At 68.1% G+C, this 17,719-nt stretch carries 17 protein-coding genes and 1 other RNA gene; 3 read left to right on the top strand and 15 right to left on the bottom strand.

Annotated features, from left to right (window positions below; all coding sequences use genetic code 11):
* Positions 1-174 precede the first annotated feature (174 nt).
* Complete coding sequence (locus VPH46_RS03890) at positions 175-1,950, top strand: ABC-F family ATP-binding cassette domain-containing protein (RefSeq protein WP_416609050.1); 1,776 nt, start codon at positions 175-177, stop codon at positions 1,948-1,950.
* 36 nt (positions 1,951-1,986) lie between these two features.
* On the opposite strand, the gene VPH46_RS03885 is transcribed toward VPH46_RS03890, so the two are convergent.
* The 4 genes from VPH46_RS03885 to VPH46_RS03870 are packed head-to-tail and all read right to left on the bottom strand — an operon-like array spanning position 1,987 to position 7,627.
* Positions 1,987-2,805: a DUF815 domain-containing protein gene (locus VPH46_RS03885; RefSeq protein ID WP_416609048.1), complete on the bottom strand. Its 819-nt coding sequence runs from the start codon at positions 2,803-2,805 to the stop codon at positions 1,987-1,989.
* 38 nt (positions 2,806-2,843) lie between these two features.
* Positions 2,844-4,196: a PEP-CTERM-box response regulator transcription factor gene (gene prsR, locus VPH46_RS03880; protein WP_416609046.1), complete on the bottom strand. Its 1,353-nt coding sequence runs from the start codon at positions 4,194-4,196 to the stop codon at positions 2,844-2,846.
* On the bottom strand, positions 4,193-6,238 hold the full coding sequence (gene prsK / locus VPH46_RS03875) for an XrtA/PEP-CTERM system histidine kinase PrsK (RefSeq protein WP_416609044.1): 2,046 nt from the start codon (positions 6,236-6,238) through the stop codon (positions 4,193-4,195). Before prsK ends, prsR begins: the two co-directional genes overlap by 4 nt.
* Positions 6,239-7,627 (bottom strand): TIGR03013 family XrtA/PEP-CTERM system glycosyltransferase, encoded by a 1,389-nt coding sequence (locus VPH46_RS03870; protein WP_416609042.1) that lies wholly within the window; start codon positions 7,625-7,627, stop codon positions 6,239-6,241. It lies immediately after the preceding gene.
* Between the two features lie 176 nt (positions 7,628-7,803).
* Here VPH46_RS03870 and VPH46_RS03865 point away from each other — a divergent pair, with 176 nt between their 5' ends.
* Positions 7,804-8,859 carry a mannose-1-phosphate guanylyltransferase/mannose-6-phosphate isomerase gene (locus VPH46_RS03865; protein WP_416609040.1) on the top strand — a complete coding sequence of 352 codons (1,056 nt, stop codon included), beginning with the start codon at positions 7,804-7,806 and terminating at the stop codon, positions 8,857-8,859.
* 55 nt (positions 8,860-8,914) lie between these two features.
* Here VPH46_RS03865 and VPH46_RS03860 read toward each other — a convergent pair whose 3' ends face one another.
* On the bottom strand, positions 8,915-9,346 hold the full coding sequence (locus tag VPH46_RS03860) for an RrF2 family transcriptional regulator (protein ID WP_125962126.1): 432 nt from the start codon (positions 9,344-9,346) through the stop codon (positions 8,915-8,917).
* A 48-nt stretch (positions 9,347-9,394) separates the two neighbouring features.
* Between VPH46_RS03860 and ssrA the strand changes: the two genes are divergently transcribed.
* Positions 9,395-9,774, top strand: a transfer-messenger RNA (tmRNA) gene (ssrA, locus tag VPH46_RS03855).
* An 8-nt stretch (positions 9,775-9,782) separates the two neighbouring features.
* On the opposite strand, the gene VPH46_RS03850 is transcribed toward ssrA, so the two are convergent.
* The 10 genes from VPH46_RS03850 to rbfA all read right to left on the bottom strand — a co-directional run bounded on the left by VPH46_RS03850 (position 9,783) and on the right by rbfA (position 17,700).
* Complete coding sequence (locus tag VPH46_RS03850) at positions 9,783-10,151, bottom strand: DUF4440 domain-containing protein (protein ID WP_416609038.1); 369 nt, start codon at positions 10,149-10,151, stop codon at positions 9,783-9,785.
* A gap of 69 nt (positions 10,152-10,220) precedes the next feature.
* Positions 10,221-11,228, bottom strand: coding sequence for a sensor histidine kinase (locus VPH46_RS03845; protein ID WP_416609036.1), 1,008 nt, complete (start codon positions 11,226-11,228; stop codon positions 10,221-10,223).
* 141 nt (positions 11,229-11,369) lie between these two features.
* Positions 11,370-13,700 (bottom strand): polyribonucleotide nucleotidyltransferase, encoded by a 2,331-nt coding sequence (gene pnp / locus VPH46_RS03840; RefSeq protein WP_317893004.1) that lies wholly within the window; start codon positions 13,698-13,700, stop codon positions 11,370-11,372.
* Between the two features lie 250 nt (positions 13,701-13,950).
* Positions 13,951-14,220 carry a 30S ribosomal protein S15 gene (gene rpsO / locus VPH46_RS03835; protein WP_125962122.1) on the bottom strand — a complete coding sequence of 90 codons (270 nt, stop codon included), beginning with the start codon at positions 14,218-14,220 and terminating at the stop codon, positions 13,951-13,953.
* A gap of 11 nt (positions 14,221-14,231) precedes the next feature.
* Positions 14,232-15,125: a tRNA pseudouridine(55) synthase TruB gene (gene truB / locus VPH46_RS03830; protein WP_416609033.1), complete on the bottom strand. Its 894-nt coding sequence runs from the start codon at positions 15,123-15,125 to the stop codon at positions 14,232-14,234.
* A 1-nt stretch (position 15,126) separates the two neighbouring features.
* Positions 15,127-15,813: a site-2 protease family protein gene (locus VPH46_RS03825; RefSeq protein ID WP_416609031.1), complete on the bottom strand. Its 687-nt coding sequence runs from the start codon at positions 15,811-15,813 to the stop codon at positions 15,127-15,129.
* A gap of 211 nt (positions 15,814-16,024) precedes the next feature.
* Positions 16,025-16,597, bottom strand: coding sequence for a thymidine kinase (locus VPH46_RS03820; protein ID WP_416609029.1), 573 nt, complete (start codon positions 16,595-16,597; stop codon positions 16,025-16,027).
* On the bottom strand, positions 16,597-17,016 hold the full coding sequence (locus VPH46_RS03815; RefSeq protein WP_416609027.1) for a type II toxin-antitoxin system VapC family toxin: 420 nt from the start codon (positions 17,014-17,016) through the stop codon (positions 16,597-16,599). Before VPH46_RS03815 ends, VPH46_RS03820 begins: the two co-directional genes overlap by 1 nt.
* Positions 16,983-17,249 (bottom strand): AbrB/MazE/SpoVT family DNA-binding domain-containing protein, encoded by a 267-nt coding sequence (locus VPH46_RS03810; RefSeq protein WP_416609025.1) that lies wholly within the window; start codon positions 17,247-17,249, stop codon positions 16,983-16,985. The genes VPH46_RS03815 and VPH46_RS03810 overlap by 34 nt, the downstream gene beginning before the upstream one ends.
* Positions 17,250-17,298: 49 nt before the next feature.
* Positions 17,299-17,700 (bottom strand): 30S ribosome-binding factor RbfA, encoded by a 402-nt coding sequence (gene rbfA / locus VPH46_RS03805; protein ID WP_416609023.1) that lies wholly within the window; start codon positions 17,698-17,700, stop codon positions 17,299-17,301.
* Positions 17,701-17,719 lie beyond the last annotated feature (19 nt).

The following is a 17,719-nucleotide window of genomic DNA, read 5'->3' as shown; positions in this document are numbered from 1 at the left end:
CAGCATCCGCTGCCACAGGCAGCAGTGCGCACACGCAGAGACCGGCTCGAACCAACATCTTCATGCTGGTTGGCATAGGGGGAGCGCGTTGAATAGCCTATGAATATGGCCGGGCGGGCAAGTGTTGCACGGCGGCAACTTGCCCCGTCCGCAGCGGCCGCCTACCTGCCGCCCATGGCAGCACCCATCTTGAGCTACGAAGGCCTCGGCCTGATCCAGGGATCCGGCTGGCTGTTCCGCGGCCTGGACCTCCATATCGGCCAGCGCGACCGGCTGGCGCTGATCGGCCGCAACGGCGCAGGCAAGTCGACGCTGCTGCGGCTGATCGCCGGCACGCTGGATTCCGACGAGGGTCGCCGGACGGTGGTACCCGGCACGCGCGTCGTGCTGCTGGAGCAGGATCCCGACGTCTCGGGCTTTGCGACGCTCCACGACTTCGCCTGTCACGGCGAGGACGCGGCGGCGACCCACGAGGTGGAGGCGATCGCCGACCAGCTCGGCATCGACCTGTCGCGCGAGGCAGCAACCGCCAGCGGCGGCGAGCGGCGCCGCGCGGCCATTGCGCGCGCGCTGGCGATGAACCCGGACGTGCTGCTGCTCGACGAGCCGACCAACCACCTCGACCTGTCCGCGATCGAGTGGCTGGAGGAATGGCTCGGCCGCTTTTCGGGCGCCTTCGTCGCGATAAGCCACGACCGTACCTTCCTGACCCGGCTGACCCGCTCCACGCTGTGGCTGGACCGGGGGACGATCCGCCGCAACGAGATCGGCTTCGGCGGCTTCGACGCGTGGATGGAGACGGTGCAGGCCGAGGAGCAGCGCGCCGCCGAGAAGCTCGACGCCAAGCTCAAGATCGAGGAGCATTGGCTCCACCGCGGCGTGACGGCACGGCGCAAGCGCAACCAGGGCCGGCTGGAGGCGCTGCACAAGATGCGCGCCGAACGCGCGGCGATGACGGGGCCGCAGGGCACTGCCAAGCTCGCGGTGGAGAGCGACGACACCAAGACCAAGGTCGTGATCGACGCAGAGCACGTCACCAAGGCATTCGGCGACCGCACCGTCATCAAGGACTTCTCGCTGCGCGTGCGGCGCGGCGACCGCATCGGCATCGTCGGCGGCAATGGCGCGGGCAAGACCACGCTGCTGCGCATGCTCACTGGCGAGCTGGAGCCGGATTCGGGCAAGATCACCCGCGCCAAGACGCTCGACGGCATCGTCATCGACCAGCAACGCAAGCTGATGGCGCCGGAGAAGCGCGTGCGCGACGTCCTCGCCGATGGCGGCGACTGGATCGAGGTGCTGGGCGTGAAGAAGCACGTCCACGGCTATTTGAAGGAGTTCCTGTTCGACCCCAGCATCGCCGAGGCCAAGATCGGCACGCTGTCCGGCGGCGAGCGCTCGCGGCTGCTCTTGGCCCGCGAGTTCGCGCGGCATTCGAACCTGCTGGTCCTCGACGAGCCAACCAACGACCTCGACCTGGAAACGCTCGATCTGCTGCAAGAAGTGATCGGCGACTATGCCGGCACCGTTCTGATCGTCAGCCACGACCGCGACTTCCTCGATCGCACCGTGACGGTGACGCTGGGCCTCGACGGATCTGGAACGGTCGACGTAGTGGTCGGCGGCTATGCCGACTGGGAAGCGCGCCGCAAGCCCAAGGTGGAGCGCAAGCCCAAGGCGGCTCCCGCCGCCGAGCAGGTGCGGACCAAGCCGACCAAGCTCAGCTACAAGGACCAGCGGGACTACGACCTGCTGCCCGGCCAGATCGAGAAGCTGGAGCAGGCGATCGCGCGGGACGAGGCGGCATTGGCCGACCCGGACCTCTATGCCCGCGATCCCAAGAAGTTCGACACGCTGATGGCCAGCGTCGCCAAGGCGCGCGCCGACAAGGATGCGGCCGAGGAACGCTGGCTGGAACTCGCCGAGCAAGCCGAGGCGCTGGCGGGCTGATCGCCCCATGCTCCTGCGAAGGCAGGAGCATGGCTGCTACAACGCGCGCCTGTGCCGGCCCGCCAGGTCGGTGACATACTGCCATGCGATGCGACCCGAGCGGCTGCCGCGGCGCGTCGCCCAGCCCACCGCATCGGTGGGATCGAACGGCAGGTCGTGGGTCGCGCAATAGCCGGCGACGATCGCGAGATAAGCGTCCTGATCGACGACATGGAATCCCAGGCTCAGCCCGAAACGGTCGGCGAGCGCCAGGCTGTCGTCGACCGAATCGCGCGGGTTGATCGCGCTCGCCTGCTCGGCCAAGTCGCGCGGCATCAGGTGGCGGCGGTTGGAGGTCACCACCAGCCGTGCGTTTGCGGGCCGCGCCTCCGCCCCACCCTGGAGCAGCGAGCGCAGCGCCCGCGCCTCGCCCGGATGCTCGAAGCCGAGATCGTCCAGGAAGATCGCAAACGCCCGCCCCGCGCCGGCAATGGCCGCGAACAGCGCCGGCAACGTTTCCAGTCGCGGCGTCACCACCTCGATCAGTGCCAGCGCCGCGCCTCCGGCCTGCACGGCGGCGACGGCGCTCTTCACCAGCGCCGACTTGCCGGTGCCGCGCGCACCCCACAGCAGCACGTCCTGCGCCGCGATGCCGCCGGCCAGCCGCTGGAGGTTCGCGACGAAGCTCGCCTTCTGCGCCTCCATGCCCGACAGCAGCGCGATCGGCAGCGGATCGAACGCGCGCGCCGCCTTCAGCACCGTTCCGTCCCACAGGTATGCGGGATGAGCGAGCGGATCGGCAGCGGGCGGCGGCGGCGGTGCGAGCCGTTCGAGCGCAGCGGCGATCCGCGCCAGCGTGTCGTTCTGTGCGTCCATGTGCCCGCGCTACCCGCGCGCGATGGCGTCAGGCAAGCTCACGGCTGCAAGTCATAGGCCTTCATCAGGTCATAGAGCGTCGGCCGGCTGATCCCCAGCAGCCGCGCGGTGCCGGAAATGTTGCCCTGGGCCCGCGCCAGCGCATGGCGGATGGCGCGGCGGTCCGCCTCTTCGCGGATCGCCTTCAGGTTGATCGGCTCGGCCTCGCCATGGTCGAGGTCCAGGTCCGCAGCGGTGACCTGCTTGGCGTCCGCCATGATGACGGCGCGCTTCACCCGGTTCTCCAGCTCGCGCACGTTGCCCGGCCAGTTCCAGGCATCGATCGCCGCCAGGGCGTCGGGTGCAAAGCCGGTCACCCCTGCGTTCATCTGGCGCGCATAGCGGCGCAGGAAATGCCGCGCGAGCAGCCCGGCGTCCCCCGGCCGTTCGGCCAGCGACGGGATCCGCACCACGATCTCTGCGAGGCGATAGTAGAGGTCCTCGCGGAAGCGCCCGTCCGCCACCATCGCGTCCAGGTCCTGGTGGGTCGCGCAGACGATGCGCGTGTCCACCGGGATCGGCTTGCGTCCGCCGATCCGCTCGATCACCCGCTCCTGCAGGAAGCGCAGCAGCTTCACCTGCAACGGCAGCGGCACGTCGCCGATCTCGTCCAGGAACAGCGTACCGCCTTGGGCAGCCTCGATCTTGCCCGCGGTCGTCTTGATCGCGCCGGTGAACGCGCCCTTCTCATGCCCGAACAGCTCGCTTTCGAGCAGGGTCTCCGGAATCGCCGCGCAGTTGATCGCGACGAACGCGCCCTTCGCGCGCGGGCTCGCGTCGTGCAGCCCGCGCGCCAGCAGTTCCTTGCCCGTGCCCGATGCCCCCAGCAGCAGCACCGACACGTCGGCCGGCGCCACCCGCTCGATGGTGCGCGTGACCTTCAGCATCTCCGGCGCGGCGGTGAGCATGCCGCCCAGCGCCGTCTCACCCTCGATCCGGGCCGCCAGCCGCCGGTTCTCCGCCTCCAGCGCATGGACGTGGAACGCGCGCGCGACGATCAGCCCCAGCGTGTCGATGTCGATCGGCTTGGAGTAGAAATCGAACGCACCCATCGCGATCGCCTTGAGCGCGCTTTCGCGGGCGCCGTGGCCGGATGCGACGATGATCTTGGTGTCCGGCTTCAGCGCCAGCATCGCCTCCAGCGTGGCGAAGCCCTCGCTGGTGCCGTCCGGATCCGGCGGCAACCCCAGGTCGAGCGTCACCACCTGGGGCTCCTCCGCCCGGAGCGCCGCGAGTGCCGCCGCACGGTCGCCCACCGCCGTGATCGCATAGCCCTCATAGGCCCAGCGCAGCTGCCGCTGGAGGCCCAGGTCGTCCTCGACGATCAGCAGCCGTCGCATCTCGGCGCTCATGCCGCCTCCTCCATGGTCGATTGCGGGGCACGCGGCAGCAGCACGCGGAACGTCGATCCCTGCCCCTCGCGGCTGGTCACCTCGACCCGTCCGCCCATCGCCTGCGCCAGCTGGCTGGCCTCGAACGCGCCGATCCCGAAACCGCCGGCCTTTGACGAGACGAACGGCTTGAACAGGCGCTCGCGCACGAATGCCGGCGACATGCCCTGGCCACAGTCGATGACCTCGATGGCTGCCATGCCCTCGGCATGGCGCACGCGCAGCATCACCGGCATGTCTGGCGGGCTCGCCTCCACGGCATTCTGGACCAGATGCCCCAGCAGCTGTTCCAGCCGCGCCGCATCGGCAATCGCGCGAACCGGTTCCTCGGCCTCCACGCGCACCGCATGCTGGGCGCGCCGCGCCTCGGCGATCCCATGCGCCAGCGCCACCAGGTCGAGCGGCCTCGGCGTGCCCGCCGCCGCCGGCTGCCGCTGCGCAAGCCGCGCCAGCAGGTCGTTCATCCGCGCGGCGGACTCCTGCAAGGTCGCCACCATGTCGGCGCGGAACTCCGGGTTGTCGGCATGGCGCTCGGCATTGCGCGCCACCAGGCTCAGCTGACTGACCAGGTTCTTCAGGTCATGCAGGATGAAGGCGAACCGCCGGTTGAACTCGTCGAAGCGCTGCGCCTCCAACAGGGCTTCGGTCGCGCGCGCCTCGGCCAGATAGCTGGCGACCTGGCGCCCCGCGATCTTGAGCAGGTCGAAATCTTCCCAGTCGAGCGCTCGGTCGACCGGCGGCCGCGCCACCAGGATCGCGCCGACGAGCTGCCCCAGGTGCGGCAGCGGCACGACCACCCAGGCATCCGCGAGGTCCAGCATCCAGGCGGGAATCGCCTCCGCATCCATCCGCTCGGCGATGCCCGAGCGGACTGCATCGAGCTCCAGCACCCGTCCGCTTTCCGCCAGATGCCGGGCGAGGGCAGCGGCAGGCCCCGGCGTCGGCCCCTCCATCGGCCAGTTCCAGCCGGCGGCGCGCTCCAGCCCCTCCTCGCCCGCGATCAGCAGCATGCCCGCCGGGGATTGGGTCAGGTCCGCGATCGCCTTCACCACGCGCTCGGCAAGCGGCGCGCCGCCCTGGGGCCGGCCTAGCGTCTCGGTGAAGCGTGCCCATTCGACGCGATAGTCGTAACGGTGCTGGAACAGGTGCTTGGTGAGCTTGACCCGGACCCAGGCGCGCAGCCAGGTCGACGACATCAGCGTCAGCAGCGCCGCGGTCGACCCGAAGACGAACGCCGTCTGGAGAACGCGTGCATGGTCGCCGCCTAGGCTCGCCAAGGCCGCGTTGCCCGCGATCATGACGAGCACATAGCCCACCAGGCCCAGAACGGAGAGCGAGTGCAGCGTCGCGGTGCGGGACACCCGCAACTCGCGCCCGCCGCTGCGGTGGAAGGCTAGCGCGATGACGGCGGCGAGCAGCGCCAGTGCCAGGCCGCGCATCGCCTGGAACTCGCCCGGGGCGTCCCCGGTCAGATAGCGGAGCGCACTGAGGTTGACGTCGATCAGCCACAGCGCCCCGATCGCGGTCATCGCCAGCCGCAGTCCCGACCGGCCGAGCCCCGTGCTCAACCCATAGAGCAGCACCAGCCCCCCCGCTGCCGACAGGGCGCGCATCAGCAGCGCGGCGCGCATCAGCCCGGTGGCCACGGCTTCCGGCTTCGCCCCGGTCGCCAGCAGTTGCAGGACCACCTGCAACGCGACCACCAGCGCCACGACCGCATAGGCGATCGGCAGCGTCAGGTAGCGCGCACCGCCCCAGCGGTGGATCGCCAGCATGACGGCCAGCCAGGCAAGGTTGCGCACTCCCTCCACCACCACGGTGACGGGCTCCGCATTGCCGATTCCGGCGACCGACAGGGCCCAGAGCGCCGTCAGCACCAGCGCGGCGGCAAAGCTGACGCGGATCACGCGCGGCAGCTCGCGGCTGCGCACCGCCCAGATCGCCAGCATCCCGAACAGCAGCGCGGCCAGCGCATGGCTCCACAGGATGAGGTCGGGCAGCATTCAGCGCGCGCCCTCGGGCCAGAGCACCACCCGCACCGTCTGGAGCAGGATCAGCAGGTCCAGGAAGGGCGAGTAGTTCTTGGCGTAGTAGAGGTCGTATTCCAGCTTCTGGCGCGAATCCTCGATCGAGGCGCCATAGGGATAGTTGATCTGCGCCCATCCGGTGATGCCGGGCTTCACCATGTGCCGTTCGGCATAATAGGGAAGCTGCTGCTCGAGATCGTCGACGAACTGGGGGCGCTCGGGGCGCGGGCCGACGAAGCTCATGTCGCCCTTCAGCACGCTCCAGCACTGGGGCAGCTCGTCGATCCGCAGCTTGCGCAGGATGCGGCCTACCCGCGTGATGCGCGGATCATCCTTTTCCGCCCAGACGGCGTTGCCGCCGACCTCCGCATCCACCCGCATGGAGCGCAGCTTGATGATGTCGAAGGCGAGGCCGTAGAGGCCGATCCGGCGCTGGCGGTAGAAAGCCGGTCCCCGGCTGTCGAGCTTCACCGCCAGCACGGCGAGCACCAGCACCGGCATCACGAGGACGAGCAGCAGCAGGCTGACCGTCACGTCGAACAGTCGCTTGAACATGCTGGAAAACACCCGGCCCGACGAGAATCCGTCGGAGAAGATCAGCCAGGACGGGTTCACGCTGTCCAGGTCGACGCGCCCGGTCTCGCGCTCCAGAAAGGTCGAGAGCTCGTTGACGTGGACGCCGGTGGTCTTGATCCGCAGCAGGTCCTTGAGCGGGAGCGCGTTGCGCCGTTCCTCCAGGGCAAGCACCACTTCGCTCGCGTTGAGCAGCACGACGTGCTCGGCCAGGTTGTTGATCGCCTCGCGTCCGATCGCCTCCGGCATCACCGGCTGCGCGTCCCCCATGCCGACATAGCCGACCACGACAAAGGCAGCGCCCGGCGCGCGTGCCAGTGCCTTCAGCCGCGCGGCACGGGGGCCGGCGCCGAGCACCACCACGCGCCGCTTGAAGACGTGGCCTCCAAGCGTCCGCCCGAGCAGGATCCGGAGCATCAGCAGCAGGACGACGGCGAACCCCATCGCGTAGAGCAGGTTGGAGCGCCAGAAGGTGATCGTGGGGATCAGGAAGAACAGCGCCGCCAGCGCGATCGCGCCCAGGGCAATGGCGACGATCAGCCGGGCGGCGGCAAAGCGCAGCGACTGGAGCGCCTCCGCACCATAGACGCCGACCGCAATCATCGCGAGTTCCAGTGCCGCGGCGAAGCTCAGCAATTCGGGGATGCGCGTCTGGATCGGCTCTGCGACCATGCCGATCTGCCCGGCGCGCACGATCCAGCCCAGCTCCGCCGCCACCAGCAACAGCGCGAAGTCCAGCATCCCGAGCAACAGCACGGCATGGGGTATGTAGTGCTTGAACAGCCTGATCATGACGCCCGGTTTCCTGGCCGGGCGTAAGAACCCGGTCGGCACCCCTTCCCTCTTGCAACAATACCCAAAGAAAAGCTGAACACAGACGCCCACGGTGCGTTGTGCGCTGCGTCATCCTGACGTCTAATGCCCCGCATCCTTCGGGGCATATCTCATTTTCCATGGAGAAGCGCCACATGCAGTCCGCAACCGCGATCGTCCCCGTCATCCTGTCGGGAGGGTCCGGGACACGGCTGTGGCCCATCTCCACGCGGGAGCGCCCCAAGCAGCTGCTCTGCCTGACCGCCGAGGAGACCATGCTCCAGCTGACCGCGCGCCGGGCGTCGGGACCGCGGTTCGGCGCGCCGATCGTGGTGGCGAACGCCGCCCACGCGCAGGAGATCGAGGACCAGCTCGGCGAGATCGGTGCCGCGGCCCAGGCGCTCGTGCTGGAGCCGATGGGACGCAACACCGCGCCCGCGATCGCCTTGGCGGCGGTGGCGGCCGGCGGGGACGCCACCCCGCTGCTGGTGATGCCGTCCGACCACGTCATCGCCGACGTGCCCGCCTTCCACGCCGCGATCGAGGCAGCGCTGCCGCTGGTCGCGGAAGGCTGGCTGGTCACCTTCGGCATCGCCCCCGATTCGCCGGAGACCGGCTATGGCTGGATCAAGGTGGGCGAAGAGATCGCGCCCGGTGCCCACCGCGTCGAGCGTTTTGTGGAGAAGCCCGCGCGGGAGAAGGCGGAGGCGATGCTGACCGATGGCAGCCACGCCTGGAACGGCGGCATCTTCCTGTTCCGCGCCGACATGTATCTGGGCGCGCTCGGCACCCATGCGCCCGAAATGCGCGTCGCTGCCGAAACGGCGATGAGCCGCGCCCGGCATGCGGGCAAGCGCGTCTATCCCGAGGCCGAAGCCTTTGCCGCCTCGCCTTCGGAGTCGATCGACTATGCCGTGATGGAAAAGGCGGCCCAGGTCGTCGTCGTCCCGGTGGCGATGGGGTGGAGCGACGTCGGCAGCTGGGACGCGCTCCACGCGATCAGCGCCCGCGACGAGAACGACAATGTCGCCGGTCCCGAGGTGCTGATGCTGGAGACCAGCGGCTGCCTGGTCCGCAGCGACCGCGCGCGCATCTCCATGGTGGGAGTCAAGGACCTGATCGTCGTCGCGAGCGGCGAGGACATCCTGATCCTGCCGCGCGGCCGCTCCCAGGAAGTGAAGCGGCTGCTGGAGGCGATGAAGCGCGACTGAGCCGGGTCGTCCCGCGCCGGCGCGTCCGGTGCGGAAACCAGGCGGCGCCGAGGCGTCAGGCGGCGGCCAGTTCCTCGGCCGTCGCGTCCGCCAGGCTGGTGCCGTCGAGGATGCGGGCGGTCTCGTCCCGCACCCGCGCCATGGCGATGCGGATCGCACAGGCCGCCTCGTCCTTGCAGTCGTTGCAGGGACGATAGGCCGTCCGGCTCACGCAGGGCACCAGCGCCAGCGGCCCCTCGATCACGCGGATGATTTCCCCCAGCGAGATCAGGTGGCTGGGACGGGCGAGGCGATAGCCGCCCGCCTTGCCGCGCGTGGACAGCAGGAACCCCGCCTCGCGCAGATCCGCGAGGATCAGTTCGAGGAACTTGCGCGGGACATTGGCCCCGGTCGCGATCCGGTGCATCGGGGTGGGTGCGACGCTCGGAGGTTGGGCGGCCAGGAACAACATTGCGCGCAGCGCATAACGGGAACGCTGGGTCAACATCTTGGAGGAGCCCATGCCAGCCCTTTGTGGCCATGAAAAGACCGCGGCAGGCTTTAATTGCCGAAACCGAGTGGCTATATGCGCTTCTGCCGGCTTCGGCCGGATATGGCGATAAACTGCGGCGTAGACTAGGCGCAGCGGACCCGGGGGCAGTACCCGGCGGCTCCACCAGAACCAGCCTTCCAGGCCGGTCCTGACGGGGCCGAACCAGGATCGACGTGTGTTGAAAGGCGCTGTTTTCGCTCGGAATGGGACCACCGCAACGGCCCATTACACAAGTGCCAACGATAACGAAGCACTCGCTATTGCGGCCTAACCCCACGGCTTAACGGCCTAAGGTTAGACTAAAATGCGCGGTTGGACCGCACCGGGCAACAGAAGCGGATTCCAGCGGTTCGGGGAGCACCGGGCAACAGAAGCTCCCCACTCACCACCTTCAGCCTTCCCTGGCCTCCGCAACCGGCGGCGGCGTCTGCTGATGCTGGACCACGCGCCACTCCTCGTGCGCCAGCCGGCGATAGGTCGAGGTGCAGTGCGCGACGTAGCGCTCCTCGCCACGACTGGCCTCTGCCGTATAGCCGATCACGATCAGCCCTTCCTGCGGGCGCATGATCTGCTGGTTGGAAAAGGCAACCGACTGCCACCGCGGCGTATCCGATACCGCCTCTGCCGCCTGCATGCCCGTGACGACGAACGGCTTGGCCGGCACGACCATCACGCTCTCGTCATCGATGGAGGCGCGGTAGTGCTCCGCATCTCCCGTCCACAGGCTTTCCTCGAACTGCCAGACCCGTTCGTCGTCCACGGCATGCTCCTCGCGATAGGGGTGTCCGCAGTCAGCGCATGGGCCGACGCGCGGTTCCCGCTCTCTCGCTCAGGCTGGCAGCAGCAGACGGGCGGTCGTCCCGTGCTCGCGGATCAGATCGAACTTCCCGTTGAGCTGGCTCGCCAGCATCGTCGCGATCTTGAGGCCCAGGCTGTCGGACGCCTCGATCCGAAAGCCATCCGGCAGGCCGTCGCCGTCGTCGCGGACCTCGACCTTCACCATGTCGGCGCCGTGCCGCGCCAGATGCACCTCGATGCAACCGCCCTCCTTGTCGCGAAAGCCGTGCTCGATCGCGTTTGCCATCGCCTCGGCAACGATCAGCGCGAGCGGGATCGCCGCGTCCGGGGAGAGCGGCGCGTCTTCCGCCACGTTGATCGAACAGCGCACGCCCGTACGTCCGCTCGCCTCCACCACGTCCGCGCACAGCGGCTCCAGGAATTCGCGCATGCTGCGCGTAGCGCCGCCGGCGTCATAGAGCTGGCGGCTGATCCGGCCGATCAGCGCCAGCCGGCGTGCCGCTTCGTCCAGCGCTGCGCGGGCGGTCATGTCGACCACCTGCCGCTTCTGGACCGACAGCAGCCCCGCCGCGACCTGCAGATTGTTCGACACCCGGTGCTGGAGTTCGGAAAACAGCAGTTCGCGCGTTTCCGCGAGCGTCCGGCTCAGCTCGCGCTCACGCGCCAGGTTGCGGTTGGCACGCTGCATCCAGTGCACCAGGGCGATGTCGGTCACGACGACGAAGACGTAGAAGAGGAGGGCGAGCACGCCCGGCCCCGCAACGTCGAAGCTGTGGTACTCCGGGATGAAATAGTACCAGGCGAGCAACCCGCACAGCAGCGCGGACAAGGCCCCCAGTCGAACTCCGAAGAGAAAGGAGCTGACGATCACCGCCGGGAAGAAGGTGACATAGGGAAAGCCGCTCGGCAGGAACGGGTCGGCGAACCAGCGCAGGACGAAGGCGCCCGCGACCAGGACCAGGGTGATCGATACACCCAGAACCGGCCGATCGCTGGCGAGCGGCAAGCGTTCCAGGAAATGGCTTCCCGCCTTCGGCATCACGCGTGCTGCTCCCCCGCCGCACCCAGGGCGGCTGCGCTCCATGGCACGGCCGCAGGGGACAAGCAATTGGAAGGGCTGCAAGAAAAAGGGGCCCGCGTTGCCGCAAGCCCCTCGTCTTCGATCGGTTTCAGCGACCGATCAGTTGTCGGTGATGAACGATGGCAGGCCGATGTCGCCGCCGTCCTCGCCGCCCTTGTTCTCGCCTTCGCTGCGCTCACGGCGCGGGCCGCGCTCGCGACGGCGCTCGCCGCCGCGCTCGCCACCCTCGCGGCGGGGGCCGCGATCGCCACGGTCACCACGGTCGCCACGCGGACCGCGATCCCCACGCTCGCCGCGCGGTTCGCGCGCCGGACGGGTGTCCTCCAGCTCGGCGCCGGTCTCCTGGTCGACGACGCGCATCGACAGGCGCACCTTGCCGCGCTGGTCGACCTCGAGGACCTTGACCTTCACTTCCTGGCCTTCGGTGACGACGTCGCCCGGCTTCTCGACGCGCTCGTTCTTCATCTCGGAGACGTGGACGAGGCCGTCCTTGCCGCCCATGAAGTTCACGAACGCACCGAAGTCGACGATGTTGACGACCTTGCCGGTGTAGATCTTGCCGACCTCGGCCTCTTCGACGATGCCCTTGATCCAGTTGATCGCGGCTTCGATCTGCGCGGTGTCGGACGAGCTGACCTTGATCACGCCCTCATCGTCAATGTCGACCTTGGCGCCGGTGGTGGCGACGATCTCGCGGATCACCTTGCCGCCGGTGCCGATGACGTCGCGGATCTTCGACTTGTCGATCGTGAAGGTCTCGATGCGCGGGGCATGGGCGGAAAGCTCGGTGCGGGTCTCGCCCAGCGCCTTGTTCATCTCACCCAGGATGTGCGCACGGCCTTCCTTCGCCTGTGCCAGCGCGACCTTCATGATCTCCTCGGTGATGCCGGCGATCTTGATGTCCATCTGAAGGCTGGTGATGCCCTCGGACGTGCCTGCCACCTTGAAGTCCATGTCGCCCAGGTGATCTTCGTCACCCAGGATGTCGGAGATCACGGCGAAGTCCTTGCCCTCCAGGATCAGGCCCATCGCGATGCCCGACACCGGACGCTTGAGCGGCACGCCCGCGTCCATCATCGACAGCGAACCGCCGCACACCGTCGCCATCGACGAGGAGCCGTTGGACTCGGTGATGTCGGACAGGACGCGGATCGTGTAGGGGAACTCCTCCTTCGACGGCAGCACCGGGTGCAGCGCGCGCCAGGCGAGCTTGCCGTGGCCGACTTCGCGACGGCCGGGCGCACCGAAGCGGCCCACTTCACCGACCGAATAGGGCGGGAAGTTATAGTGCAGCATGAAGTGCTCGTAGTGCAGCCCGTTCAGGCCGTCGATCATCTGCTCGGCGTCCTTGGTGCCAAGCGTGGTCGAGCAGATCGCCTGGGTCTCGCCCCGGGTGAACAGCGCCGAGCCGTGGGTGCGCGGCAGGAAGTGCACCATCGCCTCGATCGGACGGACGGTCTTGGTGTCGCGGCCGTCGATGCGGCGGCCTTCCTTCAGGATCGCGGTGCGCACCACGTCCGCCTCGAGCTTCTTCACGAGCTTGAGGACGCCCAGATACTGCGCGGGATCGCTTTCCTTCAGGTCCGCGAACGCTTCGCGCGCCTTGGTGCGGGCGTCGTTGATCGCGTTCTGGCGGTCCTGCTTGCCCGTCAGCTTGTAGGCGGCGGCCAGATCGGCGCCGATCAGATCCTTCAGCTTCTTCTTCTGCTTGGACTGGTCGGCGACCGGGGTCAGCTCCCAGGGATCCTTGGCAGCCTGCTCGGCCAGATCGATGATCGCCTCGACGATCTTCTTCGACTCCTGGTGCGCGAACACGACGGCGCCCAGCATGACCTCTTCCGAAAGCTCCTTGGCTTCGGATTCGACCATCATCACCGCGTCGTGGGTTGCGGCGACGACCAGGTCGAGCTCGCCCGCCTTGGTCTGCTCCAGCGTCGGGTTGAGGATATACTCGCCATCCTGGTAGCCGACGCGCGCCGCGCCGATCGGGCCCATGAACGGCACGCCCGAGATGGTGAGGGCAGCGGACGCGGCGATCATCGCGACGATGTCCGGCTCGTTCTCGCCATCATAGCTCAGCACCTGAGCGATGACGTTGATCTCGTTGTAGAAGCCCTCCGGGAACAGCGGGCGGATCGGGCGATCGATCAGGCGGCTGGTCAGCGTTTCCTTCTCGGTCGCACCGCGCTCGCGCTTGAAAAAGCCGCCCGGGATACGACCCGCGGCCGAATACTTCTCCTGATAGTGGACGGTCAGCGGGAAGAAGTCCTGGCCTTCCTTCACCGAACGCGCGGCGGTCACCGCGCACAGCACCACCGTCTCGCCAAGGGTCGCGATCACCGCGCCATCGGCCTGGCGGGCGACGCGGCCCGTCTCGAGCGTCAGGGTCTTGCCGCCCCACTCGATGCTGGTCTTCTTGATATCGAACATGTCGTTTCCTTCACTCCGGCGGCCCGATGCCGTCCGGGGCAGCTTGCGGGCACCGCCCGCAGGGATGAGCCGCTTAGGGCTCGGGACCAGATCGCCGGATTGCGTCCGGTCCTGCTTGCTCCTTCGTGTTCCGCTTCAGCAGAGAGACGTCGGAGGAATTTCGTGGGTGCCGCCGAAGGCGGCGGCGCCCTTGTGCCATATCCCCGGCAATGTGGGGATAAGAAAACGGCGCCCCGCGGGGCGCCGTTCCTTACTTGCGAAGACCCAGCTTCGCGATCAGCGCGGTGTAGCGCTCGGCATCCTTCTTGCGAAGGTAGTCGAGCAGCGAACGACGCTTGTTGACCAGCATCAGCAGACCGCGGCGCGAATGGTTGTCCTTCGCGTGGGTCTTGAAGTGCTCGGTCAGGTTGGAAATCCGCTCGGTCAGGATCGCGACCTGGACCTCGGGGCTGCCGGTGTCACCGCTCTCGCGGGCGTGTTCGTTGATCAGCGCTTCCTTGCGCTCCGGGGTGATCGACATCGTCGTCCTTTCTATTCGAGGTTGAAGCCGCGAACGACACGGGCGACCCCGTGCTGGACCTCGACCAGGGCGACCGGAACCGCGTCCAGCGTCGCAAAGGCCTGACCATCGTCAGCGGCGATCCCGACCAACTGCTGCCCCTGGCGGAGCCGCCCTGCCTGGTCGGGGGTGAGGGAAAAAGCCGGGATGTCGTCCAGCCCTGCCCTCAATGGCAGAAGCGCTTGTGCAAGCGCGTGGCCCTTACCGAGTTCCGCCAATTTGTCCAGCGAAATGGCCGCGTCGAGCCCGAACGGCCCCGCCTTCACCCGCCGCAGCATCGTCACATGGCCGACGCTGCCGAGCGCCAGCGCAATGTCACGCGCGAGGCTGCGGATATAGGTGCCCTTCGACACATGGGCGGTGAGGGTTGCCTCCTCCAGCGCGCCATCGCCCGCCGCGGCGATCGTCAGCGCGTGGATGGTGACGTCGCGGCTCTTGAGCACGACCTCCTCCCCCGCCCGCGCAAGATCATAGGCGCGCTGGCCATCGACCTTGAGCGCCGAATAGGCGGGCGGCACCTGTGCGATCGGGCCGGTGAAGCGCGCCAGCACCGCCTCCAGCGCGGCGCGGGCGGGGCGCACGTCGGACTCCGCGATCACCGCGCCCTCGCGGTCGAGCGTGTCGGTCTGCTCGCCAAAGCGGATGGTGAAGTCGTAGACCTTGTCGCTGTCGAGCATCCGCCCGGCAAGCTTGGTCGCCTCCCCCAGCGCGATCGGCAGCACCCCGGTAGCGAGCGGATCGAGCGTGCCGCCGTGGCCGACCTTGAACCGGCCATAGCCGCCGTCGCGCAGCGCGCGCTTGACCGCGCTCACCCCTTGCGTGGAGCCGAGCCCCAGCGGCTTGTCGAGCAAGATCCAGCCGTGCATCTCAGCCCCCCAGCCCGACGAGGCGTAGCAACGCCTCGGCCAGTCCGAACACGATCGGCGACACCACGCGCTCGACCACGTTCAGCTGCGGCGACAGCATCGGCAGCACCAGCAAGAGGAGCAGCAGCACCGGCATGCCGAAGCGCCCGAGCTGCGCGTAGCGATAGGCGAGCGGGCGCGGCAGCAGCCCCTCCACCACGTGCCCGCCGTCGAACGGCGGCACCGGCATCAGATTGAACACCGCCAGGAAGAGGTTGATCAGCACGAAGTTGAGGAGATTGCTGACGACGAACCGGCTGACGATCCCCGCCTCCTCGCCGGTGACCGCCGCCACAACGGCGATCAGCAGCGCGGCGGTAAGCGCCAGCAGCAGGTTGATGCCAGGTCCGGCGAGCGCCACCAGCACCATGTGCCAGCGCGGGTTGCGCAGGCGCCCGGCATTCACCGGCACCGGCTTTGCCCAGCCGAACACCGGCGTACCCGAGACGGCGAGCACCAGCGGCAGCGCGACGGTGCCGATCGGGTCGGCGTGGCGGATCGGGTTAAACGTCAGCCGCCGCTGCTCGGCCGCGGTCGGATCCCCCAGCCAGTTGGCGACCACGCCATGCGCGACCTCGTGAAAGACGATGGCGATCACCAGCGGCACGAGCCACACGGCGATGGTCCAAGCGGTTTGTGCAATGTCCATGATGGGTGTGTCAGTGGCGATGCACGGGACCCGCCGCAAGTCCGCACGCGGACACCAGCTGGTTCAAGAGGCGTTTGGGTACGACCGTTCGTGCTGAGTAGGGGCTGAGCCTGTCGAAGCCCCGTATCGAAGCACCGCGACCGGTCCTTCGATACGCCATTTCGACTGCGCTCAATGGCTACTCAGGACAAACGGGTATTCCCCAACGCCATCACGCGCGCATCGCCTCGCAGAAATGCTTGCGGCACAGTGCGAGGTAGCGGTCGTTGCCGCCGATCTCGGTCTGCGCGCCCTCGCGCACCGCACGGCCCGCCGCATCGACGCGCAGGTTCATGGTCGCCTTGCGCCCGCACACGCACACCGACTTGATCTCCACCAGCGCGTCCGCGATCGCGAGCAACCGCGCCGAGCCCGGGAACAGCACGCCCTGGAAGTCGGTGCGCAGGCCATAGGCGAGCACCGGCACGTTCAGCTCGTCGGCCACCCGCGCGAGCTGGTCCACCTGCTCCGCCGAGAGGAACTGGGCCTCGTCCACCAGCACGCAGCCGACCGGCGCGGGCTCGGCGGCGACGGCGGCGTAGAGATCGGTTGCGGCATCGAACATCGCGGCCGGCGCCGACAGGCCGATGCGCGACCCGATCGTCCCCGCGCCCGCCCGGTCGTCCAGCGCCGCCGTGAACAACAGTGTCGTGAGCCCCCGCTCCCGATAGTTGAAGTCCGCCTGCAGCAGGGTGGTCGACTTCCCGGCATTCATGGAAGCGTAGTAGAAATAGAGCTTGGCCATCAGGCGAGGGTCTCGACGGGAAGAAGGCTGTTCGGGCCTGCCGACTTGGCGATCGCGCGATCGAAGGTGACGAACGCATCGGCTCCCCGTGCGGCGACGAGGTGCAGCATATCCGCAAGATTGCCCCCGGCTGCATAGCGCTCCAGCGCCCAGGGCAGCTGATCCACGGCCTCGGCGGTAAGTTGCGGCTGGTCGAGCAAATGGGTGAGGATCGACACGATCTGTCCGCGAGAGAAGCCGTAGCGCGAACCCAGGACCCATGCAGTCTCCAGCAGCACCGTGAGGGGCAGCAGGACAGGGCCCTGCATCTGCTCCTCGGCTAGGCGGGTCTGATCGGGATCGTCCGGGACCAGCAAGCGCAGCACGACATTGGTGTCGAGCGCCTTCACCACTCGCCGCGCGTGCCGCTCTTCGCCCATTCGGCGGCGACAGTGTCGTTCATCTCATCGATCGTGACGGGCGGGCCCTTGTAGGCCGCGGTGATCTTGCGGATCTCGCGGAGCAGTTCTTCGCTGCTCCGGCCGCTCTTCGCAGCGGATGGCTGGAGGAGGACGCCGCGACCGGTACGAATCACCTCGAACCGCTGCCCCGGGGCAAACCCAAGCGCATCCCGCACATCCTTCGGGATGACGACCTGGCCCTTTTCGGACATAGTAGTTTGCGCGCCCACGTCGGTAAGATGCGTCTTACCGGCTGCAGCGTCAATCGTCGCCGTCGGTCTCGCCACCCAGATCCTGCGCCACCTTAGGCGCACGCAGCAGCGCGTCGATGTGGCTTGCTTCCTCGAAGCTGTCGTCGGCCAGGAACTTGAGCTTGGCGGCGTACTTCATCTTCACGCGGTGCGCGACCTCGCGCTGCAGATAGGCGGTGTTGGTGCGCAGCGCCTTCAGCACCGCCTCCTCGTCCTTGCCGAGCAGCGGCTTCACGAACACGGTCGCATGGCGCAGGTCCGGCGACATGCGCACCTCGGTCACGGACACCATGTGCTTGGCCAGGGTCTCGTCATGGACGTCGCCGCGCTGCAGGATCTCGGACAGGACGTGGCGCACCTGCTCGCCCACGCGGAGCGTGCGGACGGAGCGTTCCTGCGGTTCGTTCTTCATGGTGCAATCTTAGAAAAAG

It is taken from the genome of Sphingomonas sp. MJ1 (PH-R8), assembly GCF_048058635.1.
Lineage (GTDB): Bacteria > Pseudomonadota > Alphaproteobacteria > Sphingomonadales > Sphingomonadaceae > Sphingomonas.
This window is presented reverse-complemented; position numbering and strand designations above follow the sequence as displayed.